Source organism: Christensenella sp. MSJ-20, from assembly GCF_044357945.1.
Taxonomy (GTDB): Bacteria; Bacillota; Clostridia; order Christensenellales; family QAND01; genus QAND01.
In genome coordinates this window covers 1,397,738-1,421,274 of record NZ_CP076563.1, presented here as the reverse complement: position 1 = coordinate 1,421,274, position 23,537 = coordinate 1,397,738, and the positions used below count along the sequence as shown (strand labels likewise).

Below are 23,537 nucleotides of genomic sequence, written 5' to 3'. Positions count from 1 at the left end.
GATTCATGCGGAGGGCATAGGCCCTCCAACTGTTAGGATCCGCTAGAGGGAACCAATGCCGTACCACCGGAGCCCGTAAAAGAGCAGGACATGGCGCGCCAGTTGTTAAAGCCAGCGCTATACCGAGCACGGCCTCTAAAGATGTTGTTATCGTTGGGTGCGATCTCGCTTCGCACCGACAAGGCCACACGATCCAGCCAAATCGCGCCGTAGTATGCCTTATTGAACTCGCTGTCCATCAGGAACCAGGGCTTGCTGGTGGCGCTAGAGGGGACAAACTGATCCAAATAAGGCCAAATAATCACGTTCCACAGGCCGTACTGGAAGTTCATGCTGTTATCGGCGGTATCGGGCAAACCCTCCGCGCCAATGGCGTTAAACACCGCCTTTTTCAGCATAGCGTCGTTGGGAATGATGATGGTGTCCGGCGATACGCCCAAAAGATTGCCGTCATCATCGGTGAATTTCTGCATGGCCTCCTGGACATAGCAAAGGGCGTCATAGCTAAATGCGTCGGCGAACAGATTGCACTGATTGCCGGTTCCTTTGGTAACGGAGCTATGATTGGTAGCAAACATGTTTTTCCCATCCGCACTCTTGGTGGAAAAAACCTTCTGTTCCTTCCCAAACTTCATAGTGCCCGAAACACCGCTCATCAGCATAGCTGCGCCAAATAGCTCCCGCGTGCGGTTATAGGACAGCGTAAACGCGGAAGCTCTCTGCTTGATCTTGCCCATCAGCGCATCCTCAACCATCTCCTGGGTTACCTCAAAGGAATTCTTCCAGGTGTCAGGCTCGATGACCTGGCTATAACCTTCCTGGAAGCTATTTAGCGGATAAGCCCCCGCCTCGCCTACGGGAGCAAAGTTACCCAAGGCGGTCTCCGTGGTAAACTTCTCCGCATAGCGGTTGGTCTTTTCCACCACAAAGATATTGTCAATCTGCGAGCGCCCCTTTTCAAAGGCCTCTACGTTCTGCTCAATGATAGCCCGAATCGGCTCCTGGGATTTTCCAAAGATAGAGTCGTTGACCCCAGAGCCTTTACTGAAAACTACTCCTGCCATTTGATCTGATCCTCCTTATCGTCTGAAATATCCGGCACAGGTAGCGCCAGAAGCGGTGCCGTCGATCCTAGACAGGGTGAAGACACCAGCCGTAGTCGTTGCCGTTACCTGAAGCCCATCGGTGTGCAGCGTCACCTTGTCGCCAGGATTAAGGCTGGTAGGCGCTGCGGCAAAGGTGCTCTCAAACTCAAGGGTCTCGTTGACCCGCATAACAGGGATCAAAGAAGCCCCATCCCCGGTATGTGCTCCCACGCAAACAAACTCAGGAGTAACAGTCGCACCACATTTGGTCAATTTGCCAGAAGATAAAACAAGAGCCTCTCCATCAGAGAAGCTCTCTTCAGAAGTACCGGGTAGGTACTCAAAAGGGGGCGTAGGAGTCCCTACGCTTTTACTGATTTTGAACATGGATTTCATCCTTTCTTTGATTGGGCATAATGGGCCCGGATCTGCTTGTCCGTCCATCCCGGGAACCAGTTTTTATACATTTGATAGGTTTCGTCCGGAATATGGACCGTGTCTGCCGACGCATCCCCGGTTGTACTTCTCATATGCTGTTTGCCATTGACAGCATTGAGCGCCGCTTGTTTTGCAGCGGTTGTCTTCTTGGTGATAATGGAATCCTTGTTGGAAAGCAGATAAGCATCGGAGAAACTAAGCCCATTGCAGACATATTGATAAAACTGCTCGTAGTTCTCCATCTGGGCAAAATCCTCTACGGATTTAATTCCGCTGTCTGGATAGTTCGCTTTGAATTCGTCAAAAAACCGATTTACTACTGTACTTGCCTGGACTTCCTGAGCTGCTTTTACGGATGGATGCTGCTCCACCGCTTGATTGATAATAGGGATTAAAGCCTCTGGCTTAATCCCAGCATCGGACAACTGCGACCGGCTGGTTTCCTGCTCCATCTTATCCCAGGATTCAAAACCGGCTAGCTTTGCGTAATTATCCATTCGCGCTTTTTCCGCCATAAGTCTAGCGGAATACTCTGCTTCGGCTTTTCGGCGAGCAGCAGCAAACCCTGCCCGTTCTTCTAGACTCTGCTCCCGTTTCTCCTCCTGTTGCTGTTCGGCGGGTTCAGCATCGTTTTCGCCTTCCGGGATAATTTCCGGCTCAGAAGGGGCCTCCTGTACTTCCATATCAACAAATTCCTGCTCCATAACAATCCTTTCTCAACGGGATTTTTACGCTATTCCCCTGCGAATTTGGATGTTTCCGCTCTCCCTGCGAACCAGTAGGGTAACTGCCTCCTGTTTACTTGCTTCTGAGGTCTCCGCCCTTCTTCACTTTGGGGGCGTCTTTTACACTTTTTTTGATAGGCGCTTCTACTTTCTGAGAAGAAGTGAGGCCAATCCGTCCAGTGTATCCATCCTTCATTTCAATCCCTCCTTTCTTTCGGGTAATAAAAAAGGCCTTGTGGCCTAGGGATGGCTTATCATTTTCCGGCTTTCTGAACCTGTTTAACCATCTGATTTACAAGAACCGCAGCGCCAGCGCAAAGCACCCCCTCCAAAATCCCCTGGGGGATTCCAATCAGCGCTACCCCAAACGCAATGCCGATGGCGGTCAGGATAAAGGGGATCGTCCAGTCTGGGATATTGGGGATGGATTTCAAAAATACCCCCAACACATACAGGACAGCCGCCACAATGTACATGTTCTCGGTAATAAACTGGGTAAACTCACTCATCACAAATTTCCTCCTTAATGTTTCAAGTCCTTGGTGGGCAGGGAATGGACTTTCTCTATCCTGGAATCCATATCTCCATTCCACCCATGGGCCTTGTAATTCAAAAACATCTCCTCCAGAATCCGCCGCTCCGATGGGGTGGCGTATCCCTTGTTCAACAACCTCTCGATTTCCTCGGATAGCCTGGCATAAGCCAATAATCGAATGGTGCCAAGGCCTGTCCGCACCTCTTTGATCAGTGCGTCCCTGTCTGCTTTTTCCTCCTTCGCCTCGCCGTCCTTTTTATCAAAGAACCGCTTGATGAAGAACAGCAAAATACCATTGATCCCAAGAACCGAGAGAATCGACAACGCTACTTCCACATCCAATCACCCCCTATTCGATGGTTAGCTGGAATTTGCCAATGGCCTTGCCAAACAGCCCAGCATATCCATCCTGGCCATTCGTAGTCTCGTTGTCATGCTGGAAGGAATAATACCCGCCGCCCACAGGAGCCACCCGGTACTCGGCTTTTTTAAAGGGTCGAATATCATCGGGGGTATAGAAATACACTTGGATGGCGTCGATCACCTTTCCATTCCCGGCGTAACCGTTCACGATATCATTGATGTTGTATCCAGTTACCCAGGGGAGCCAGTCGCCACCCATCACATGCACCCGGTACTTTACCGACCCATGGGACACCCCGATGGCCACATCGGTAATGGGGCTATCCTCCCACCCAGCATAGTCTGCAAGGTTACATACCTCCGGTAGCCAGCCATGCTTCTGGGTGCGGACTCGATAAAATGCATCAATCTCCTTTGTACTAGGAACGGGAGTAGGCTGTGGGACTTCACCCCCCATATACCCAGTTACCATGTCCAGGAATCGCTGCCAGCCCATATCCAAAGTACGGTGCGGACAATATTTGCCACTGTAATCCTGATGCTTGGTCACCTTATCGATGCTCCAGCCGTAGCTTTTTAGCAGCATCGCGATATATTCAGCGGCGTTCTTCTCGGCTTGGATGAACCGCTCACCGCCAGACTTAGAGTAGCAGATTTCAATGGCGATCCCCTTGCGGTTTCCCACCCCATTCCCATCACCCGCGTTCCAGGAATTGCGGGTAAAGGGAATGCACCGGATTGCCTCTTTGTCATCTATTACCACATGAAAGCTGGCTTCGTTGTTGTTTCGGGCCATGTACAAGGCTTCGTTTTCAGCCGGAGCATCGTTTGCTGTATTATGAACGATGACCCGGGTTGCCGTCATAGCATAAGGACACTTAATCCCATACTTGTTTTCAGGCACAAGCATATTTCTGATTGGTACCATCAATATTCCTCCTCATTCCATGATAAAGGGCGGGAGAATCCCCCGCCCTTGTTGGTTTGTTTATTGTTGTGTGACCTATTTCCATCTGCCTATGGCAATATAATAGTAGCTTATCGTTTTGGTCAAAGAGTTCGGCGAATACACATATAACCTGTACTGCCCCGTTCCGGATTCGTTTAGCCCATAAAAAGCAATACTTATAAAATCGTTATCTTCAAGCCCCATCGTTACAACTGGATTGGAAATGAATGGTTGAGGAAAGGAGATAACGGGAGCATAGCCAAAATAGATGTTGCCACAGGGTATTGTCGCGTCGACCGAAGCACTAATCTTGTTGGAACAAATCATTGTGCCGTCCGAAAATTTGACCCAATTACCGTTTTCGTTGTTGCCACTATCAATAATTGGAGATCCACTTACATAGAATCCATCGGCAGCATTGATCACCCCTTCCGGTAATCCTTCCGGCATCGCCTGTCCAACAGAAAGTTTATTGTCCAATCGATTTCCTGCTTCATCATATACACATTTCGTAAATGTTTTGGGAAAGAGATTGTTCAATCCCTGCTTTAGATTTGCAATGATATTTGCCATGACCCACCTCTCCTATTTGTATCGGCCTCTCGCCGAAATACTAATAACCCCAGAAGACGTACCGGATGTGCCTCTAAAAAGTACAAAAGCACCGGTTTGAGCAGCAGATATTTTGCTCCAACTTGATCCAGAGCCCGTTCCCAAGAAAACAGTTCCAGTTGTTTGTGTGTTTATCGTTGCTTCCATCACTGGAATCCCCGTAAAGGTTACAGGAAAAGCTATGCCCTCTGCATACCCGTAGTAGATGCCTCCCCAAGCGTTATTAATAGCGATATCAGAGACTTCATGGTTCCCCCAACACTCATATACGCCACTTGCCCATTTCCGATAGCTCCAGATGCCACTGATACCAGTTTCCACTACCCGGTCCGCCATCTGGTAGTCGCTTGCCGGATACCCCCCCAGATAATCCGCATCAACGCTCGGGATCTCCCCCGATATGGTTTCGTCCGCCGTGTACTCCACAAAATCAGCTAGGCGGGCATTTAATTCTTCTTCGCTCATGCCATCTTGTCCTGCTGGGCCTTGAGGACCAGTCTCGCCCTGTGGACCCATCGGTCCAGTATCCCCTTGCGGACCTTGAATGCCTTGTGGACCTGCTGGCCCCTGAATACCTTGTTCTCCTTGAGGGCCTACGGGGCCACGCTCCCCTTGTGGCCCTACGGGACCCTGCAACCCCTGCTCCCCTTGCGGGCCTTGAATCCCAGGTTCGCCACGCAGCCCCTGAATGCCTTGCGGACCCTGGGGACCTATCTCGCCGGTGTCTCCTTTGTCCCCTTTATCGCCTTTTTCTCCCTTCTCTCCTCGTGGAAGCATAAAATCCAGTATAGGGTGTTCTTTATCGCCTCGGCGTGTAATTCCAGGCGTATCACCCATAGACACCGTACCTATTTGTACATCTGGGGTTATTCCCGCACCATTTCTTCCACTCGGGCCACGCTCGCCCTTGAAAACCGTCAAATCAACGATGGTTTCCCAATCGCCGCCATAACGGTATTCCAGCCTTTTTCCCTCTACTCGAAACTCAATGCCCTTACAAGCTTCCTGTTCAACCTCCGCAATCCTATCCTGGATCATTTTCGTAATTCCACGCAGATGATTTTGCTCTTGTACGGTCAAAGAAAAAGCCCGTTGAAGATTCACTTCACGAGCTTCCATGTCACCATAAATTTTTGTTATCTCCTGAGGGATACCCTGTGCGATCTGCTGAACTGCGGCCTCATTTTGATCTACTCGCTGTGTCAAACGCTGGATCTCCAGTGTGATCCGCTGAAAAACAGTCTTCGTATTGGCACTTAATTTTTTTATATGCTTCGCCAGCGCCTGCGTTATCTTTCTATCCATCCCATTCCTCCAGCATTCGAATGATCTCATCAAGCCCTTGGCCCGGGGATGTATCAATAGGAGGCCTCTGGCTAGGCTCTTGCGCCATCATTGCCTCCTGCTGCATTGCCTGTTGTTGCTGTGCCGCCATCATCTCCTGTTGCTGTTGCAGTTTTTGTTCCAGCTGTCCCCGAATTTTCCCTGCCATAGGATAATGTAGCGTCTCCATCAGACGCCAAAACAAAATCATCGTCTCTAGCTGCGCAGGATCTCCAAACACACCCTGTTGAAAATTCATCCGTGTTTCCTGCCACATAGCTTCTCGATTATTTGCAAGGGTTCCGGACGCATCTACACCAAACAAAAAATTATCGTTGTAATACCATTCCCCCGCCTCATCCTGTTCTAGGAAATCGTAGCGATTAAACTGCTCATACTGCTTATGCCCCTGTTTATCCTCGGACACAAAAGGCCGTGGCTCATCGGCATAAGCCAGCTTAAACTTGAACATCAATTCAAACAAATCTTGGTAAGCAGCATTTTTCATTCTCCGTTTGCTCTCTAACCGTCCTGCGCTTTGTTCAATCTGGAGCTGCTTCGCCTTTCCACTCTGAGCTGTCGTGTCCGGCTTGCCTTGGAAGGTATCCGTTATCCCCAAGGTGGATTTCGCCTCAATATAAGTAACCGTTCCTGCTCCACCACGTCAGCGTTATAATAATCTTCAAACTGGTCTTTGTACCATTTCACCTTTGGCGGCTTTAACGGTTCTGCCGCATAAGGCCTGGACGCCACAAAATAGCGAATGGCATCGGGCGCGTGAGTCAATTCATGCGGATCCTTTGCCGCATCGTTTGGATTATGTTCGTCGTGTTGCAGTAATGGCAAAGTTCGAATGAGATTGATGCAGTTTTCAAATATTCGTATTTTTGCAGCCGGCCTCCTCTGCTCATCAGCAATAGGCTTTAGCCACTCGCGAAGTTCGTACCATCCCTGTATCCGATCATTGTTGGCTTTGGATAGATAAATGCCATGTTCGCTAAATATCTCCGCCGCGCTTTTTCCGGTATCCTGCCGTCGATTCCACAGGTCTGGAGGCGCAATGTGCTGTTCAATTTGTTCATCCCCCGTAAGCTCATCAATCATTTGAGCCGCATCGGATATGATGAGGCCTGGTTGATACAGCTCGCGGTAAATATACGCCATTCCTTGATGGTCAACCGCAATCCAATAGGCCGCCAGCATATCGAGCCCATAGTCCAATGCAACATATCGCAGCCAGTCCACCGGAATTTCAAAAGGCCGCAAGACATGGATCTCTCGTCTAAACTCTGTAAAATACTGTCCAGCAAACACATCCCAATCCCCGTAAAGATGCGCCCGCTTCATTTCCTCCGGAAGTGTTTCCAGCGCCTGTACGTATTCTGGGTTATTGTCCATCAACGTTTTGTTATCATAAACCTGTGCGGGGATAAACACGTAGTCCTGTGGGTTTTCAGCACCCTTATATTGCTTATCGATAAATAGTCGCTTGAACCATTGGTGCCCCACATTTCCCGGGTTGCTAGTATAATACATCCTAGGAGTAAAGTCCCCCCTGGTAGAACGATTAGACGTCAGTAAGAAGTCTTTTTGACTTTCAGTGAAATGTGTTGCCTCCTCCAGCCCAATGACTTCGTATTCCTGCCCTTGGTACTGATAAATGTCCGCTTCGCTGTCACAGTAACCCATTTTAATCCGGGATCCATTGGGGAAGACAAACGCTTTATCCGTATCCGTATATCGAGCATAGCCGAACAACTCTGCCCGCATGGGATTGATGTGGTTTTCTCGAAGTTCTGGTAGCGTGCGCCGAAGCAGAAGCAATTTCAGCCCCGGATATCGCATGGCCAACATCACAAATTTGCGCCGCATCGCCCAGGACTTTCCCCCGCCCCTAGCTCCCCCATAGGCAATATGTCTCGCCGTCGCCTCAAAAAAAAGCCTCTGTTTAGGGTTAGGGATTTCCTCCCGCAGCGCTCGAAAGATTGGCGCTTCCATCATTTGCTCCAGTCATCTAAGGGGCCTTCAAACTTTATTACAACTGGAACATCGCCCCCATTCAACTCCTGCTCCACTCTATCCACAAACAACTTATGGCGTTTACCCAACAGCTCAAGCGCTTTTAACGTGTTACCTGCCCTCTCTTTTTTATCTCTTGCTATTTCCGTCAAGCGCATCAACACCTCTTCCGCACTCATAACTGCGTCATTATGGGATATTTCAAGATGCTCATCGATATATTTTTTTACAACTGGTTTTTTTAGGTTTTCAGAACCTATGGCTTGTGCGGTTTTAGGACTATACCCTGCACGAATCGCTGCTTGGGTAGCATTGCAGTCTATCAAGTATTCATCACAGAATCGTTTTTGTTTTGCTGTCATTTTCGGCAATTCGGCCATAATAGTCACCTCCTCACTAGTCATCCTGCCCTTTTATACACGTCTCTGCTAAACAGTACAACGCCTCATCGTCGTCCTCACAATATTCACAGCTTAAACATAGGCTAATATGCTCCATCGGGTCCATTTATAAAGTCGCCTTCATTTCTCTGCGTTGCCCATCCAAATAGATCACAGGGCTTTCTTTGCTGCTGGGCTTAAACTCCATCGCCTGCCCATAGCCGCCATAGCCTAGGTTTGCTGCCGTATTGACAAACAGTTTATCTACCAAAGCACAGCTTCTAGTGCTGGGGTTCGCCCGATACGATGCTTGCTTCATAATCATGGGTAAGTGGGTGTGGCTATGGAGATAAATATCAGAATCTACAATGAAAGCCATATCTGCTAATCTAATAGCCTTTGCTCCCTCTTTCCTGCCGCCACCGCCCCCATGGGTCATGTAAATGGAATACGTCATCTTCCTGCCGTCTGAACGACGCCTGGAGGATTCTCCAAAGGACACCCATAGCAGAATCCCATCCGGGGAAAACTTGTCATCCAGCCCCATTTCACGAGCCATGATATAGGAAAGGTCTATGCCCTCCTTCTTGTACGTTCTGTACTCGTGGTTCCCAGTTGTAACAGCCAATATCTTATCTTTTATGGGCGCAAACAAAGATACCCCCTGCATTACCTGTTGCATCGGTGTAAGCAGCTCGCCGTACATATCAGATACGCTGGTTTTCGTCGCGTTGTTGAGGATGTCCCCGTTTAAGACACAATAAGCATTGGGCGTATTCCTTACGTGCTCTATCCGATCATGGATAGCCTTATAGTCACAATGAGCATCCCCAATATGGAGGTCAGCAAAGGTATGCAGTTCCAAGATTTTGAATTCTTTAGACAACTCTGCCCTAACTTCCTTCATGTGATTCCTCCTCATATTGGGCTACGGGTGGGGCGGCGTATCCCACATGCCAGGTACCCTTTCGGGTGTGCCGGGAGCCATTTCCGGTCCTCCGTAGCTGTTCCATAATTTTGCTACACCGCTACGCCTCCCGCCCCTGGCTCATCACACGGTGTAAAATACCCCTAACGAAAAAGGAGCCTCAAACAGCTCCTTCTTCTCTCCAAATATATACCCCCGGGCCCGTAGGTTGCCGGAGGCGTGGTCACCAAGGAATGGGATGAAAGGTTGGGCGCTACACAACCACATTGGGGCTGTGCCTTTCTTACCCCATTGCACCACAATGCCATAATACAGGATACAAAGGGGAACATGTGGGACTTTTTATATCACACTTTTTCTCTTAAAGCGTACCCACGTTTTTTTAGCACTCTCTGCCGTAGCATATCCGCATGAATCCGCTACCTCTTGCCATGTTTTCCCCATAAGAAATCGTTCCCGTGCCAGTGTCCGCATGGCAGAATCTTGGATGCAGTCTATCCAGGAGTTTATGGAAATCAGCTTCTCCCCAAGAGCTTCCATCTTATCGCATAGTCGATCCTGCAACTCAACGATCCGTACAGCGCCATTACCTACCTTATCGGCCTTGCCTCCTGCATATGGCATCCCGGTAAGGATAGGGGTGATTGCCTCGGCCTGGGAGCGCAGCACCTCTATATTCTCTTGTAGCCGCTTTATCTCCTTCCGCAGCTTGTGTGCCTGGCGGAGGTCCGCATCTGTCATGACTTCACCTCACAAAGTATGGTAATATGTTCTCATGAAAATGACACGAGACGAACAAATAATTTACGATCTCCTTCTAGACTACCCAGGAGAAACCGTTACCTTCCTGTTCAAGCAGACGTTTCTTCCTATGGAGTATCTGCTTAAAATCATTGACCGTCTGGAAAGGGAAGGAGCTATCTGGGTAGACAGGGGCTTTGTGGACCCTGGGATATATCGGTGTTACCCAATTATGGATTAGCCCTCCTTGTCCATCCTTGCTCCACAACCTCTGCAATATCTGTCTGGTCTTTGAGGAAAATATGCAGTCCCATGGTGGCATTCGGAACAATAGCTCCCAATCTGACCATCTGAAAACTCTATATACTCCTCCCACCGCCCATGGGGTATTAGGCTCTCTGGTTCTATGGTGGGGGCATCGTCTATCCAGTCGAGGGCATCGCCGGCCTCGCAAGAACGGCAACGCACATGGTCATAATCTCTCTTTTCTGCTTCGCATGGCTCACAGCAACATTTTTTTATATGGTTTTGCAATGCGTCTGCATCGATTAGCCTCATTGCCTAATCCTCCACCCGGAACCAATACTTTTTCAGCCGTTCCTCTCCTATGGTGTCTATGGCTTTCTGAGCTGATTCGTCGGAAGCAAAGATATAAGGGGTCTCGCTATAGCCGTCGTGCATATATACGAAAACATGGTCATTAAGCGAATCATAGTATGGAACATGCCACGCTCCATCCTCTACACTTCCATCTGCCATCCTACGGAGTTCAGCGCATACCTTTAGATGCTCTCTGTACCACTCGGCTTCTTCTTCCGTGTGGAAACAATTTCCTGTTTGCCAGTTGTAATTATCAACCATATCGTTATCCCACACATAACTCCCGATGCCGTTAGAATAACTGAAAAAATAATCATCCCCCTCCTGTGGCCACTCTCTTTCCACAGGCTTTTGCCCCTTCTCCACCAGCTTTAGAAGCTGCTCCCGTTCCTCCTGGGTCAGATTCTCAACGTTGATTGTTATAGTAGACATAGCTTATTCCTCCATAGGTAAATCCCACGCCTGTTGGGCTTTTATATCGTGTGGTACGTCATACCCTAGATTCCATGGGTGAATGGGTGGATAGGGCATGATTGTAAGTCTCATATTGGGAAACTTCTCTTGGAAGTCCTGTAGGCACGTCTTTGGAGGATGCTTCTCGGCCCACTCCGTGATTGCTTGCTCCATAGCGTCCATGTCAATATCTCTTGGAAAATTACCCCTGGCTATACAAGTCCTTTGAATGGGACAAGAACTGCAGATAATACTTTCAACGCACATCCGTTGCCACTCTTTTAAGATGTTCATTCCGCTTCCTCCCTCCCGGCAAGCCAATCCAGAGAGACACCAAGGGCATCGGCAATCCCAGCAGCTATATCCAGCGATGGGGTTTGAATATTTCGCTCGTATGCTGATATAGTCTGACCAGATACACCTACCATCTCTGCCAGCTCCTCTTGCGTTATCAAATCCCTGCGCCTTGTCAGCATAAGTCGTTCAGCAAAGACCTTGTTTTTCTTCTCCATGGTTTCACCTCTTGTTTCCTTTTTCCGCAGATAGGGCAGACTTGAAGTCTATTCATCGTTGCTGCCACTTCTATTCCTCCAGCATCATTTCCGCTAGATCACAGGCAGCCAAGTATTCCCGCTCATGACGGGTGCCGCTATGGACTTCCCGCACTCTCACTTTGAAGTCCTCTAGAGAGCTAAACCAACACCCTGCCCGAACAAAGAGGCCCTCGTCTCCTTTGAAAAAATAGGCTTTTCTCTGTTCTGAGCCGATCCGATCAACTGCGACGTATCTCCCGTTTGATATACGCCCTGCTTCAAAGCTGCACCGCTCGCCAAAGCTGCAACACTCGCCAAAGCTGCAATGCTCGCCAAAGCTGCACCGCTCGCCAAAGCTGCAACACTCGCCAAAGCTGCAATCCTCGCCAAAGCTGCAACCCCTGCCAAAGCTGCACCACTCGCCAAAGCTGCAACGCTCGCCAAAGCCGCAACGCTCGCCAAAGCTGCAACCCCTGCCAAAGCTGCAACGCTCGCCAAAGCCGCAACGCTCGCCAAAGCTGCAATGCTCGCCAAAGCTGCAACCCCTGCCAAAGCTGCAATCCTCGCCAAAGCTCTTAATCCCGCTATAATCCCCGGTTGGGAAACGGCGTACCCCGTACTGGTCAGGGGTTATCTGATCTACTTCTTCCTGTGTCCATTTTTTCATTGCATACCTCCAAGGGCCTCTAGCCCCATCTCAATGGCCGCACGCAGCTTTCCCTTGATCCCAATGCCCATCAACATTCGCTCTAGGCGTTGGACGGCTTCTGCTGCACTTGCAACCGTCTGGCCTTGCAGCGCCATAGCCGCCGTATGAAGGGCGCTTGCGTCCTCCTTTGGCATTCCGTTGTGCCATACCATTAGCTGGGCAGCCGCTTCCTCTTTGCTGATAGGGGATCCCTCCATGGGGATTAGATCATCTATGGACATTTGCCCCTTTAACTGCTCCATTGCTTTCACCTCTCCGTTGGTACACTGTCGGAATCCCAAGCCTTTTTCGAGCTCTCCATACCGCCGACTGAGCTACCCCCAATTCCTTTGCCATCCCTGCATCCGTATACCCAAGCGCGGCAAGCTCCCGTAACCTGTCCCGGTCTACTCTTACCCCTGGTACATTTCTGCGGTCCGGATTGCAAGATAGTCCCATACGGTATCGATGCCGCCTCACCGTCCATACCGAAACCCCGGTCTTTTCAGCGATTTCCTCATCGCAAAGTCCCTCCTTCCAGTAGTCATATACTTCACCGGACCGGTATGCCTCCATTTTGTTATCCGCTTCCTGTGCCTCTGGCATAGATAGCATCGGTTTTGTTTTCATTACCTCTAATCTGTGGCTGTCATCCAGATATTCAGGGCAGGACACAATGCAATATGGCCCGCTATGTGTTTCCCTGGTTTTCCATCCCTTCACGGGTTCAAGCGCACAGCTCCAGGAACAATATCCGCATGCCTTAGCGCAACTCCAGCACAGGCTGTTTACGTTCGCGTATTTGTTCTCCATCGTTACACCTCAACAATTTCTCTCCCGTACCGTTCATGAAACAGCTTGGCTTTGATTCTGTACTCCTTGGTCCTTACCCCTTTTGCGTCCTCTACACTCCAGGTGCCATCCATGTTCAGTCGCACAAAATCCGCCTTGTACACCACTCCGCCGGGGAGTTCAAACGGCACCTGGTACAGCACTTTAGCGATCTCTCCTGCTCGAACCATCAATTCCAGGTCCGCCGCTCGGTTCGCCTCTCTTTGGCTATCAAATATCCTACCGCCATATTCCGTTCGCCTATTGTGATACTTGGGAGCAGATTGTTTTTTCCCAGGCAGTTTCCCGGTTTTGCAGTATTCCAGGTATTCTGCCGCCGACATAGTGTCAAGCTGGTTCATCGCGCCCCACCGTCGCCTTTCTCACCGCCTCAAACACTTGAGCAGAGTCCTTCACCGGGGGATAAAACCCGTTTACCATCTTGATATAGCGCATATATCCGTCAAAGCTATGGGCCGACTCGTCCTTTCTCGCCCGGTCCAGCAAATATTTCACACGAATATCCAACTCAAACCTCCTTAAAACGGGGAATCTTCCTCGATGGGACGCAGCCTTGCTTGTACCGGCACCCAACCAAATACCTTTTTGTTACCCGCGCTTGGCACATAATACCGCCGGGAAACCTCGTCAAAGTCCAGCCCAATCTTCGCTCCCGCTCCATACCATCGGTTTTTTAGGACGCTTAACACCGCGTCACAGCCCACGCGCCCCTGGTCTTCTACATCGACTCGCTCCAGGGAGAACACATTGCTTGCCCTGTTGGTAATATCAGCGGTTCCAGCCACGTCATCGTTTTTCAAACCGCCGTCGTTCTTTCTGGGATGCGCCACCAGATGAACATGGACGTTGTAACGGTTGGCGAACTCAACCAATCGACCCACAAACTCCGATTGTGCCCTGTAATACCCGTTTTCGCTTTTGAACGCGTACCGCGCGGTCATGAGGTTGTCCACCAAAAACACCTGGCAGCCATATCGTTTCGCCGCCAGCTCAAAGGCGTTTAGGATGCTGTCCTCCTCTCCGCTCTCCGAGATGGTGTTGTCGTAAATCCACACCCTTCCGCGGTACCATTCCCGAATCTGATAAGCGGTGGGCTTTGGCACATAGTTTATGGTCTTTCCGCTGGAGTCCAGAAAGCTTTTGATGTAATCTGAACCCGCTATCTGAAGATGAAACCAGTGCTGAAACCGATCCGCGCGAAGCTCACCAGAATAAATGCATACCCTGATCCCAGCATCCACGGATTCCGCGCATATCTGGGATAGCAGCGTTGACTTACCCTCTCCACGGCGTCCTGTCCATACCGACAAATCACCAAAGAGAAACCCACCAATGGCCTTGTCAAGCTCCTTGATCCCGCTCAACGCCTTTGGCATTTTCGCCATGTCCATGGGCTCAACGTCCGCTAGTTGAATCAATCCATGGGGCGGGACTTCTCTCGCCGTGAGATATGCCTCTAAAACGGCGGTTTTCCCCTGTGTACACAGCAGCTCATTGGCGTCTTTACATTCGTGCTCCACAATATGGATGGCGTGGTGGTTCAGCCGCAGCGCTAGGGCTTCCACCATCTTTTTCCCGGGGATGTCGTTGTCCCCGTACAGGTAAATGTCATCGTACCGCTCCAGAAACTCCCAACAGGTATCCAACCAGGTAAGGTCTTCAGACCCAGAAGGAACAGAAACGCAATTTGGGATTCCAGACTCATGTCCGCTCATGGCGTCAATTTCACCCTCGAAGATCGCCAGTGGTTGACCGGGGTCGCATAGGTGCATCCCAAACAGAATGGGCATTGTTCCTTTCTCCCGCCAGGACTTCCGCTCCCCTTTCTTCACCTCTCCTACGGGCCGGAATTTTAAGAAAACCAGTTCCTCCTTCTCATCCAAGAATGGGAAAGCCACATTTCCGCTTTCGTCGGCGCATACCCGGTAAGAATCCTGGGTGGCCGCAGAAATTCCACGGCTTTCCAAATACGATTTCACGGCATCCGGCGCCTTTTGCAGCTTGGTCTTGGGCCGCGTATATTCCTTCTGCTCCGATACCCCAAAGTCCCGGCACAGATCCGCAAACCGCCCCTGCTTTCCACAGGAGCCCCGCTTGCAGTTAAACGTCAGATTTCGGGTATTCAGTGCAAAGGTGTGCTTGTCTTTCCGCTCTCCGCCTTTGCAGTAGGGGCAGTAGGTTGGGATAATCTCATCCCCTTTTACGCTGTATGGCGCTAGATATATCCGCGCGAATTCGTTGGCGTCCACTACAAAACAACCCCTTCGTATCTGTCATCTTCGTATCCGGCTTTGCTTTTTGCCTTGTTCTCATAGGTCCCTTCCAAGGTTTTGATCCAGTTGGCTTCCTTCAACAGCCAGTCGAACCCGCATCCAGCCCAGGCACCATTTCTGCCTGTTAAGAAATCGCTTGCCTCCGCCAGCTTAAACACTTCCGCAAAGCTTTCCATGGTTTCTCCGGCGTTAAATCTTGCCCGTATTGCTTTCTTCCGCTTCTCGCTAACGGTTCTTACCCGTGGCAACGATGGACACAGGCTGTGGAACAGATCAACAACTTTCTGGTAGTCTATTCGACTGAGCGAACCTGTTTCGCGATATATATCTTTCTCTTCTTTTCTTTTCTCTTCTATTAGGAGCGAGCGTTCGTCGAGCCCTCGACGAGCATTCGACGAATCACATAAAATACCCTCAAACTCGCCATTTTCAGGGGAGTCTGTTGCTTCTACGAGAGGATTTTCCAGTTCTGCGGAAGATGGTGGAGGAGGCAATATACTCTTTGTGGGCCTATCGACTTTCTGCCATTTATTCCAGTTAAGAAACGCATAGTACATACTATGGGCTCTCTCATACAGCACTACGGACGTATAACGGCTTATCTCCGATAAGGCTTTATTGATATCGGCAGTGCGCATATTGTCATACGGAAATATGGTTGATTTTAGATAGTTCGGGTTGGCCCTTCCTCGTCCTTCATCATCGGCGTTTGAAATCATCCCGATGAACAGATATCTGGCGAACACGGATAATCTGGATATATCCTCGCTTTGCCACATGTTGGGATCAAGCATCCGTTTTCTTGCCATGTTCGCTCCCTCGCTTAATATGGATAATCTTCGCTGTCTTGTTCTTTATGCTTGATATTTGCAATAAACTCTACTTCATCTGCAATCAGTTCAGTAATTTGGCGGTTACTCCCATCCTGGGTTTGATAACTTCTGGTTTGCATTGTCCCACTCACCCCGACCTTGCTGCCCTTTTGGAGATATTTCGCGCAGCTATCAGCCTGGGCACGCCAGCATACAACCGGAATGAAATCCGCCTGGCGTTCCCCGTTCTTATCGGCAATCCGGCGATTGATCGCCAACGTAAACGTACACACGCTGTGACCACCGTTGGTGGTCCGGATTTCCGGGTCTTTGGTGAGATTCCCAATCATCACAACTTTGTTCATCATTACCCCCACTTTGTATAGATTAGTTTTGATTCATCCCAATCGGGATAGTGTGCTTTTAGATACTCGCGTATGATATTCCCAATGGACTCTCTCTCAGCCCCTGTGCCGTTGTCAAAGCGTTCATGACATCGGTTCGGGGTTAGAGCAGTACACAGTGTAACGATGTTCTCAGGGATTCCTAGACCGCCTTTCGATCGGGGAATATAGTGGGCGTTTGGCATCACATTGTAGCTGTTCCCGCATACCACACAGCGCCCTCTATCTCGGTTCCATACTTCATCCTTTACCCTCTTTGGAATATCCGTGGCTTTAGACCGCCTGCTTTTCATCCCATAGGCTTTTCATCCTTTCGATCTCCTCCGGGGTTCTGGTTTCCAGCCCAAGGCCATCCGCTTCCTCCACCAGCCAATCCAACAATCGGCTCATCTCTTTGGTGTCATAGCGAGAGGAACCCTTATAGGCATGGATGGTGGTAAAACCTTTCGTGGTTCCCATATCGAAGGCCAGCCACCCTAACCCTATACTCTCCCAGCTTTCCATAACACTCTTTGCATCGTCCTCCGGGATCCACAATTCTGCAAACACTCCCACCTGTTCAATGGCTTGCCGGTAGACTTCCTCTTTCGTTGCCCGTATGGCTTCCGCAATGGCTTCACACAGCACCCAGCAATAGGCATTGGCATCCATGCTTCGCTTGTTGTAGTGGCGCTTGATCTCCATTCGATACGGCTTGTCCTGTTTGTTGGCGATAAATCGCCTAGCTTCAAAGAAACTTTGTGGGGATAGTCTTAACTGGAGCCATACCTCCCCATGGTCATTCCGCAAGGACGCCTGATCAAAGATCATTCCTCCCATGGCAGCTTCTCTTCTTGGGGAATGTTCCACACCTCTTTGTACATCTTGTCGTACACATCCATGGGGATCTTGTCTTTAGAAACCTTGTACTTCTTCAAAAGGGCCTCATATTTCGCCCTGTCTTTCCCCACCGCCACATACAAAGCCTCTCTCGCATTCACATCGGCGTACTGGATTTCAACAGCGGGGGGCTCTTTTTCTGGTTGCGTTGTTTTACTTTTTTCCTCATATTTTCCTCCTCGTTCCCAATACACGTCCGCTCCCATCCCAAGTGACCTACAAGCTACGCTCAGTGCATCTGTATAAGCTTTTTTGTACGCCTCATCATCTGTGTATAGTCCGTTTCGCTCTTTTGCTACCAACAGGCTTCCACCGATTCCAAGTACTGGTTCAGACCATTTACCTTCAATGCGATATTTCAATGCGATTTCAATATTGCAGACTTTTTCTCCGCTTGGTCCTTCATCAATCCATGATCTAGTGATTAGAGCTACCCATCCCAGGCCGCACGGGCCAAACATCTCTGTTAATTGCTGGATTCTCCACATGGGAGAAATATCGGTAAATCCTTTTAATCTACCAGCCGTAATTGCCTTTTTTGCTTCCTGCGGAACCATCCTCCACCGATCATATAGCACCATGTTCTCATTCATGACATACTCCTTTGTAATAGCTGCAAAACTCTTTGGCCGCGCAGTAATCCTGGCACTTCTTGTCCTCACCAGGGCGAATCTCGATGCTGTCGCCGCCATTGCTCGCCATCCACTGTTCCGCCTCTTCCTGGCTATCTAGCACTCTCAAAGCGGTCTTTCTCCCCTTCTTCATAACAGCGTACTTGTCCCCGCTATTGAACCGTTCCTCCTGCGTACAGAGCGGCAATCGATCATCCGGCAATTCTCTCGCCCGCTTTACCTGGGCGATCTTCTCTTTTAACCACACTTCGATTTCCTGGAAGTCCCTCTCGGAAAAAGTAAAATCTACTGGCTGAACCGGGAGCTTGGGATACCCCGCTTTGACCTTGGCGTCCCGTTTACTATGGTCTTTTAAAAATGCCACTACCCTGCCCCGCTTTACCGGGAACCCAGCGTCCCGAAGCATATAGGCGTAGATCAATAGCTGCCGGCGCCAGTCCTCATAATTGCCGTAGATGATCTTCCAAGCAGAAGCGGTCTTGTAGTCCGTGATCCGTTCTTCCTCCTCGTTGTACAGATCAAACTGCCCGGACAGCATAATCCCATCCATTTCCATCTTGAGGCGGGTTTCCTTAATCTCTCGGTCTCCCTCCTTTTGTCGTTCCAGGATGGAATGGGTGGCAGTACCAAACAACAGCCAAACCATGTCCGATACATCCCGCTTAATCTCCCGGCTATGACGCCGCTCCAGCTCGGTTTCCCGAATGCCCTTTAGAAGAGAAGTCACCCGGTATTCGTTGTTCGCCGTCTCGTACTCGTCCCTCTGTGCCATCTGTACAAACGCTTGGGGAAGATTCAGCTCATTGGTGATAATCATGTTTTTCTCTCCTATCTAAAAGCCTCGCTCTGCCTGACCTTTAATAGCCTGTTTTCAGCCTGCAAGTCATCGATCTTTTCCTCTAGCTCTTTGATCTGGCCAAACAGGTTTTCAAGAATCTGCTCTATGATTTCGTTAGATAATGTACTCATAGCTGCGCCTCCTTGACGGCTTCTCGCCTCCGTGCTATATTGCTAGTAGGTTTATTTGTTCCTTGTGCTCCATGGGGTTGCCGCCCCTGGGGCACTTTTTCTTTCTCTATATTCAAGTTACTTTCCCCTCTCCTCTTGCCGCATTTGCTCTAGGGCTTTAAGAGCCATCCTGCTATGACATAGTTCCTGTTCGTAGTGATCCCTAATTGCGTTTATCCTTCTGGTGTCTCCGGCGTGGTATAGGCTCACCATAAGCCCGCCAACTGCAGCGCCGATAAACAAACCTAGAACCAGGCAATTCATAGCTCAATCCCCATCCCGATCAGTACCAAAACAAAGGCAACGGCCTTAGTCGCATGGATAGCCTTGTCTGCTATGCTTCCTTGACGAACTTTAAACCTCTTACTTTTCGCCCAAGGCATCATTCCTCGTCCTCCCCCAGCATCTTTAGAAACGGCTTGCGTGGTATCTGAACACGCGAGCCTCGAACCGTTACTCGAAAGCCCCACATGTCCGGATTGGCTCTAAGCTGGCATCGTAAAACCTGCGCATCGGAATTCATGATCTGACAGACCTGCCCAGCGTACACGAAGTCCTTGTCCAGCTGTTTTAATTCAGCAACGGTCATACGCTGCCACCTCCTGCCTCCAATACTTGAAGACAAGCAACCGCCAAACGTTTGACCGCTTTTGTGATCTCCTGCCAGCGCTCGTCCTCGGTGCTGTCAATCTCCCCATCTGCCAAAATGGTGATCATGTCGTTGGCGTAGTCTTCCAGGCTATGCAGCCTCGCCATCAGATTCAGCGCCGCCATCGGCACTCCGCTAGGCTCGTACCCCGGCAGAATCGATTGGTACACCGGATCCAACTGCAATGCCCGATAGCATAGGCCCGGGTCTTTGTACGCTTTAGCAAACAGCCATATAGCATCATCCGGGCAAACCAACTCTCCGTATTCATACCTTTGGATGGTCCGCACATGCAGCCCGGTGGCTTCTGACGCAGCTTCTTGGGTTAATCCCGCTTTTCGCCGTGAAGCATAGAGGTATTCCCCTATATCCGCCATGGTGCTTTTCCTCCTTTCCGTGAGATAATGATCTTGCAAATCTCAATGTTGATCTCTTAACCTTCCTTGGGAATGTTCCTGGACTTGGCCATGTATTCCTCCAGCTCGTCCCGACGTATCCGCCACAGCTTTTTCCCCATCTTGTATCCAGGGACAATTCCTGCCTGGAGCATTCCCCTTAGGGTATCCTCTGCGACCCCTAGGATAGGAGCAGCCTCCTTAACAGATAGATACCGTTCCATGTTTTCACCTCCTTGCTCCGGTTGCCCGAAATGTGTTATATTGTTGATAGGTGCGCCGTTTTTCGGCGGCTTCACCTGCCTACGGGTATAGTATAACTACATTAATGTAGATAGTCAATACTTTATTTTAGCTTTTGTAGATATTTGAGGTGAATTATGTTCTGGCAACGATTAACAGCATTGTGCGACGAGAATAAAATAAAACCCAATGTTGTTACCAAAGAGCTAGGCCTTTCCTCTGCAACAGCTACACACTGGAAAAATGGTTCTATCCCAAATGGAGTTATTCTTGATAAGCTTGCCGACTACTTCAACGTATCCACGGACTACCTCCTAGGGCGCACGGACAACCCGTTGCTAGAACCCCCTACCCTTGTCCTTACTCCCGATGAACAAGCTGCCGTAGAAGCGTTTCTAGCTGGATATAGAGCAAAGAAGGATTCGTAAGGGAGGCAACTATATGAGCAATGAGTTTTCTTTCGCAATCAAAGTACGCTGTCCACGAAATCCAGGGAAAATTAGAGAAGTATATGTTTCTGGAGTTAAAGCCCCTTCTGGCCAGCTTGTTCCCTTAGAAAGCAACGATTGCAATGAGAGTTTTGAACACCCAATTTGTACAAAATGTGTGAAGGCCGCATCTACCGCTGTCCTTGACGATCCTTCTTTCGATACTTCGCAAGTTCTCGATATAAGTATCGAATAGCGTTTGCTGTTTCCATGAGCTTCCTTGTTTCATAAAGGTGTTTCAGCCGTTCGTACTCTGGCCCAAGATCCAGATCACGTTTTTCTCCAAATACCGCCATGTGGTATGCCTCACCCGTCAGGTTCCAAGCAAGCTTTTCATAATAGTTTTGTGGTATCCCTCCATAGAGTGCATGCCACATTCCACGAAGCTCATATTCGGTTATATCTGTTCTTCCGGCTTCACGATGTCGTTTTAAGGATTCTTCTGCGGGAATCATTCTCTCGCCTCCATAATGCGCAGATTGAAATACCCTTCTGCGGTGTGGTATATTGTTGATTAGGTGTATCCGTTTCTGGCGGCATCACCTTTCTACGGGTCTAGTATAGTACGATATTTTCGTATAGTCAACTATTTTTTCGTATTTTGTACGAAATTTTCATAGAGGTATTGCATTGGAAAATCGTATAAAAAAAATACGCCTTGAAAATGGCGTTTCTCAAAAAGTAATAGCAGCTTATCTTGATGTACCAGTAACTACTTATGCGAGCTATGAACAGGGGAAAAGCCAACCTTCATCTGAACGGCTAATAAAACTTGCTGACTACTTCAACGTATCTGTTGATTACCTACTAGGCCGTACGCCCTACAAGCGCCCTACAGACGATCCTTCTTTAGTGTGGGGGTACGTCACCCCTACTGGCCGAGAACTCACGCCAGAGGAGCAGGAAGAGGCTAAGAAGTTTATTGATATGATGGTTCGAGCACACGATGCAGAAAACCAGGATAAATAAAATAAGCGCCCTAGTAGGCGCCTATTTTTTGACTTAAACAGATGGTAAATATTATGGATTTCCTAGATCTATAAAAACTCAATGTATGCAATACTGGTTTAGTTTGACTTTATAACCTATAAGTTATATTATATAGGAGGAGAGGTTTTGGCATCCCGAAAAACAAGTATCGTCAAAAAATTAATACCTCAGCCAATTCACCATGAACGATTTGATTGGGATATTGGGGATATAATTAAAGATAAGGCACATGAAGCCAAGTTACTAAAGAGATGGCAGCATGACTATGCAAGTATTATAGATTTCGGTATAGCGCCATTTATTTCTGCAAAATGGATAAAAAGGTTAAAGCACTACAGTATTAACGGCCTGCCAACGTATGAACTTAGATACAAAATCATATTAGAAATTAGAATGATTTTTGTAATGCAAAACAAAAATCCCGTTTATTTGACAGCCTTTTGTAAAAACAACAATTTTAGTTACGATGACGAAATTCAGCGGGCAACTGATCGATATAATGAACTGTTACAGAGAGGTGATATTTGATGCGCTACGAAAAAACAGGATTTGATTCTATAAGGGAGTCGCTTGGAATTGAAGAAACACTGGAAGAGAAGATTCTTTCTAATATCTATTATCAAGTATCCAAAGATTTGATAAAATACCGCATTGAACATGGATTGACTCAGTCCGAACTAGCCCAAATGCTTTCCGTGTCCCAAGCGATGATGTCCAAATATGAATCTGGGGAGCATCAATTTTCTGTTAAGCGTATTGTCGAAATATATTGTACTCTAGAATTAGAGGTTGAAAATGTATTTTCAGAGGAGGCATTAACGGCTATGTATAAAAATATCAAAACATTGGTTGAAATTGAAGAAGTCCCTGCCCAAAAAGAAAGCTCTTATGGCTTTTTTAGTAAGATAATGTCCCAAAGAATAACTTCAAAGAAGGCTATTGCTGTTGAAGGTTGGGTTATGTGATCATGAGTAATCTAAACAATGCTCCTGAGTTTGGACCGGTTTTTCTTGAACACATTAGTTACGATTATTGGAAGATCATGAAGTATTTAATATCTGACGAAATCGTAGTAAGCATATATGATTATGTTGCCCTAACTTTTGTGGAAAATGGGGCAGGACTAAAAATTGTCCGTGAAGTCCATGCTGATGATGGGAAAAACGACGCAGCTCACGATGACTCCGCAAAAAGCCACATTTATGTGTCTTCTATGGTTCAGTTGCGCCATAAAGGGAAAAATGATTATACATTTATAAAAGAACAACTTGAGGGAGATTATGCACAGTACTTTGAACAAGTAATGAAAGCGTTTGCTCCCCACTTAGACCCTATTTCTAAAGAACACGCTCGCCTAATTAAACAAATCACTTCCGTACACGGCGGATCGGGGCTTGATACGCCTGAGGAATTTATTGGTCAGAGATCTGGTCGAGTAACTAAAGCATAAGTTGCATAAAAGATCATGTAATGAATATAAAAGTTAATACTACTAAGACTCCCGTATTATAATGGGAGTCTTGTTTTTCACTGACAACAT

36 protein-coding genes are annotated in these 23,537 nt (G+C 48.5%); 5 read left to right on the top strand and 31 right to left on the bottom strand.

Features of this window, described 5'->3' with window-relative positions; all coding sequences use genetic code 11:
* Window positions 1–32: 32 nt before the first annotated feature.
* The 30 genes from KP626_RS07270 to KP626_RS07125 all read right to left on the bottom strand — a co-directional run bounded on the left by KP626_RS07270 (window position 33) and on the right by KP626_RS07125 (window position 20,500).
* A complete protein-coding gene (locus KP626_RS07270; RefSeq protein WP_395976243.1) occupies window positions 33–1,064 on the bottom strand; it encodes a hypothetical protein in 1,032 nt (343 codons plus the stop codon).
* A gap of 15 nt (window positions 1,065–1,079) precedes the next feature.
* Window positions 1,080–1,286 (bottom strand): hypothetical protein, encoded by a 207-nt coding sequence (locus KP626_RS07265; protein WP_395976241.1) that lies wholly within the window; start codon window positions 1,284–1,286, stop codon window positions 1,080–1,082.
* 191 nt (window positions 1,287–1,477) lie between these two features.
* Complete coding sequence (locus tag KP626_RS07260; protein WP_395976239.1) at window positions 1,478–2,227, bottom strand: hypothetical protein; 750 nt, start codon at window positions 2,225–2,227, stop codon at window positions 1,478–1,480.
* Between the two features lie 94 nt (window positions 2,228–2,321).
* Window positions 2,322–2,444 (bottom strand): hypothetical protein, encoded by a 123-nt coding sequence (locus tag KP626_RS07255; protein ID WP_395976237.1) that lies wholly within the window; start codon window positions 2,442–2,444, stop codon window positions 2,322–2,324.
* 58 nt (window positions 2,445–2,502) lie between these two features.
* Window positions 2,503–2,757 carry a phage holin family protein gene (locus KP626_RS07250; RefSeq protein ID WP_395976235.1) on the bottom strand — a complete coding sequence of 85 codons (255 nt, stop codon included), beginning with the start codon at window positions 2,755–2,757 and terminating at the stop codon, window positions 2,503–2,505.
* A gap of 14 nt (window positions 2,758–2,771) precedes the next feature.
* Window positions 2,772–3,119, bottom strand: coding sequence for a hypothetical protein (locus tag KP626_RS07245; RefSeq protein ID WP_395976233.1), 348 nt, complete (start codon window positions 3,117–3,119; stop codon window positions 2,772–2,774).
* Window positions 3,120–3,132: 13 nt separating this feature from the next.
* Window positions 3,133–4,074, bottom strand: a complete 942-nt coding sequence (locus KP626_RS07240; RefSeq protein WP_395976231.1) for an N-acetylmuramoyl-L-alanine amidase family protein — start codon at window positions 4,072–4,074, stop codon at window positions 3,133–3,135.
* 75 nt (window positions 4,075–4,149) lie between these two features.
* A complete protein-coding gene (locus KP626_RS07235; protein WP_395976229.1) occupies window positions 4,150–4,668 on the bottom strand; it encodes a hypothetical protein in 519 nt (172 codons plus the stop codon).
* Between the two features lie 12 nt (window positions 4,669–4,680).
* Complete coding sequence (locus tag KP626_RS07230) at window positions 4,681–6,012, bottom strand: hypothetical protein (protein WP_395976227.1); 1,332 nt, start codon at window positions 6,010–6,012, stop codon at window positions 4,681–4,683.
* Window positions 6,005–6,649: a hypothetical protein gene (locus KP626_RS07225; RefSeq protein WP_395976225.1), complete on the bottom strand. Its 645-nt coding sequence runs from the start codon at window positions 6,647–6,649 to the stop codon at window positions 6,005–6,007. Before KP626_RS07225 ends, KP626_RS07230 begins: the two co-directional genes overlap by 8 nt.
* Window positions 6,640–8,028, bottom strand: a complete 1,389-nt coding sequence (locus KP626_RS07220; RefSeq protein ID WP_395976223.1) for a phage terminase large subunit — start codon at window positions 8,026–8,028, stop codon at window positions 6,640–6,642. Before KP626_RS07220 ends, KP626_RS07225 begins: the two co-directional genes overlap by 10 nt.
* Window positions 8,028–8,429: a terminase small subunit gene (locus KP626_RS07215; protein ID WP_395976221.1), complete on the bottom strand. Its 402-nt coding sequence runs from the start codon at window positions 8,427–8,429 to the stop codon at window positions 8,028–8,030. The genes KP626_RS07220 and KP626_RS07215 overlap by 1 nt, the downstream gene beginning before the upstream one ends.
* A 127-nt stretch (window positions 8,430–8,556) precedes the next feature.
* On the bottom strand, window positions 8,557–9,336 hold the full coding sequence (locus KP626_RS07210; RefSeq protein ID WP_395976219.1) for a metallophosphoesterase: 780 nt from the start codon (window positions 9,334–9,336) through the stop codon (window positions 8,557–8,559).
* A gap of 363 nt (window positions 9,337–9,699) precedes the next feature.
* Window positions 9,700–10,098, bottom strand: coding sequence for a hypothetical protein (locus KP626_RS07205; protein WP_395976217.1), 399 nt, complete (start codon window positions 10,096–10,098; stop codon window positions 9,700–9,702).
* Window positions 10,099–10,659: 561 nt separating this feature from the next.
* A complete protein-coding gene (locus tag KP626_RS07200) occupies window positions 10,660–11,130 on the bottom strand; it encodes a hypothetical protein (protein ID WP_395976215.1) in 471 nt (156 codons plus the stop codon).
* A gap of 311 nt (window positions 11,131–11,441) precedes the next feature.
* The gene (locus KP626_RS07195; RefSeq protein WP_395976213.1) at window positions 11,442–11,663 is read right to left on the bottom strand and encodes a helix-turn-helix domain-containing protein; all 222 of its coding nucleotides are present in this window, start codon (window positions 11,661–11,663) and stop codon (window positions 11,442–11,444) included.
* 70 nt (window positions 11,664–11,733) lie between these two features.
* Window positions 11,734–12,351, bottom strand: coding sequence for a zinc finger CCCH domain-containing protein (locus tag KP626_RS07190; protein WP_395976211.1), 618 nt, complete (start codon window positions 12,349–12,351; stop codon window positions 11,734–11,736).
* On the bottom strand, window positions 12,348–12,635 hold the full coding sequence (locus KP626_RS07185) for a hypothetical protein (protein ID WP_395976209.1): 288 nt from the start codon (window positions 12,633–12,635) through the stop codon (window positions 12,348–12,350). Before KP626_RS07185 ends, KP626_RS07190 begins: the two co-directional genes overlap by 4 nt.
* A 552-nt stretch (window positions 12,636–13,187) precedes the next feature.
* The gene (locus tag KP626_RS07180; protein ID WP_395976207.1) at window positions 13,188–13,565 is read right to left on the bottom strand and encodes a DUF1064 domain-containing protein; all 378 of its coding nucleotides are present in this window, start codon (window positions 13,563–13,565) and stop codon (window positions 13,188–13,190) included.
* Complete coding sequence (locus KP626_RS07175; protein ID WP_395976205.1) at window positions 13,552–13,731, bottom strand: hypothetical protein; 180 nt, start codon at window positions 13,729–13,731, stop codon at window positions 13,552–13,554. Before KP626_RS07175 ends, KP626_RS07180 begins: the two co-directional genes overlap by 14 nt.
* 11 nt (window positions 13,732–13,742) lie before the next feature.
* Complete coding sequence (locus KP626_RS07170) at window positions 13,743–15,473, bottom strand: AAA family ATPase (protein WP_395976203.1); 1,731 nt, start codon at window positions 15,471–15,473, stop codon at window positions 13,743–13,745.
* A complete protein-coding gene (locus KP626_RS07165) occupies window positions 15,473–16,306 on the bottom strand; it encodes a hypothetical protein (RefSeq protein ID WP_395976201.1) in 834 nt (277 codons plus the stop codon). Before KP626_RS07165 ends, KP626_RS07170 begins: the two co-directional genes overlap by 1 nt.
* Window positions 16,307–16,320: 14 nt before the next feature.
* Complete coding sequence (locus KP626_RS07160) at window positions 16,321–16,674, bottom strand: single-stranded DNA-binding protein (protein WP_395976199.1); 354 nt, start codon at window positions 16,672–16,674, stop codon at window positions 16,321–16,323.
* 312 nt (window positions 16,675–16,986) lie between these two features.
* Entirely contained in the window at window positions 16,987–17,523 is a 537-nt protein-coding gene (locus KP626_RS07155) for a hypothetical protein (RefSeq protein ID WP_395976197.1), read from the bottom strand.
* Window positions 17,520–18,185, bottom strand: a complete 666-nt coding sequence (locus tag KP626_RS07150) for a hypothetical protein (RefSeq protein ID WP_395976196.1) — start codon at window positions 18,183–18,185, stop codon at window positions 17,520–17,522. The genes KP626_RS07155 and KP626_RS07150 overlap by 4 nt, the downstream gene beginning before the upstream one ends.
* The gene (locus KP626_RS07145; protein ID WP_395976194.1) at window positions 18,178–19,041 is read right to left on the bottom strand and encodes a PD-(D/E)XK nuclease family protein; all 864 of its coding nucleotides are present in this window, start codon (window positions 19,039–19,041) and stop codon (window positions 18,178–18,180) included. Before KP626_RS07145 ends, KP626_RS07150 begins: the two co-directional genes overlap by 8 nt.
* An 11-nt stretch (window positions 19,042–19,052) precedes the next feature.
* Entirely contained in the window at window positions 19,053–19,193 is a 141-nt protein-coding gene (locus KP626_RS07140; RefSeq protein ID WP_395976192.1) for a hypothetical protein, read from the bottom strand.
* Between the two features lie 421 nt (window positions 19,194–19,614).
* The gene (locus KP626_RS07135) at window positions 19,615–19,821 is read right to left on the bottom strand and encodes a hypothetical protein (RefSeq protein ID WP_395976190.1); all 207 of its coding nucleotides are present in this window, start codon (window positions 19,819–19,821) and stop codon (window positions 19,615–19,617) included.
* Window positions 19,818–20,258 (bottom strand): helix-turn-helix domain-containing protein, encoded by a 441-nt coding sequence (locus tag KP626_RS07130; RefSeq protein WP_395976188.1) that lies wholly within the window; start codon window positions 20,256–20,258, stop codon window positions 19,818–19,820. The genes KP626_RS07135 and KP626_RS07130 overlap by 4 nt, the downstream gene beginning before the upstream one ends.
* A gap of 56 nt (window positions 20,259–20,314) precedes the next feature.
* Window positions 20,315–20,500 (bottom strand): helix-turn-helix domain-containing protein, encoded by a 186-nt coding sequence (locus KP626_RS07125; RefSeq protein ID WP_395976186.1) that lies wholly within the window; start codon window positions 20,498–20,500, stop codon window positions 20,315–20,317.
* Between the two features lie 156 nt (window positions 20,501–20,656).
* Between KP626_RS07125 and KP626_RS07120 the strand changes: the two genes are divergently transcribed.
* Window positions 20,657–20,947: a helix-turn-helix domain-containing protein gene (locus KP626_RS07120; protein WP_395976184.1), complete on the top strand. Its 291-nt coding sequence runs from the start codon at window positions 20,657–20,659 to the stop codon at window positions 20,945–20,947.
* Window positions 20,948–21,138: 191 nt separating this feature from the next.
* Here KP626_RS07120 and KP626_RS07115 read toward each other — a convergent pair whose 3' ends face one another.
* A complete protein-coding gene (locus KP626_RS07115; protein WP_395976182.1) occupies window positions 21,139–21,462 on the bottom strand; it encodes a hypothetical protein in 324 nt (107 codons plus the stop codon).
* A 175-nt stretch (window positions 21,463–21,637) separates the two neighbouring features.
* On the opposite strand from KP626_RS07115, the gene KP626_RS07110 reads away from it, so the two are divergent.
* The 4 genes from KP626_RS07110 to KP626_RS07095 all read left to right on the top strand — a co-directional run bounded on the left by KP626_RS07110 (window position 21,638) and on the right by KP626_RS07095 (window position 23,447).
* Window positions 21,638–21,976, top strand: coding sequence for a helix-turn-helix domain-containing protein (locus KP626_RS07110; RefSeq protein WP_395976180.1), 339 nt, complete (start codon window positions 21,638–21,640; stop codon window positions 21,974–21,976).
* A 147-nt stretch (window positions 21,977–22,123) separates the two neighbouring features.
* Window positions 22,124–22,525, top strand: a complete 402-nt coding sequence (locus KP626_RS07105; RefSeq protein WP_395976178.1) for a hypothetical protein — start codon at window positions 22,124–22,126, stop codon at window positions 22,523–22,525.
* Complete coding sequence (locus KP626_RS07100; RefSeq protein WP_395976176.1) at window positions 22,525–22,962, top strand: helix-turn-helix transcriptional regulator; 438 nt, start codon at window positions 22,525–22,527, stop codon at window positions 22,960–22,962. Before KP626_RS07105 ends, KP626_RS07100 begins: the two co-directional genes overlap by 1 nt.
* Window positions 22,963–22,964: 2 nt before the next feature.
* Entirely contained in the window at window positions 22,965–23,447 is a 483-nt protein-coding gene (locus tag KP626_RS07095) for a hypothetical protein (protein ID WP_395976174.1), read from the top strand.
* Window positions 23,448–23,537: the final 90 nt, after the last annotated feature.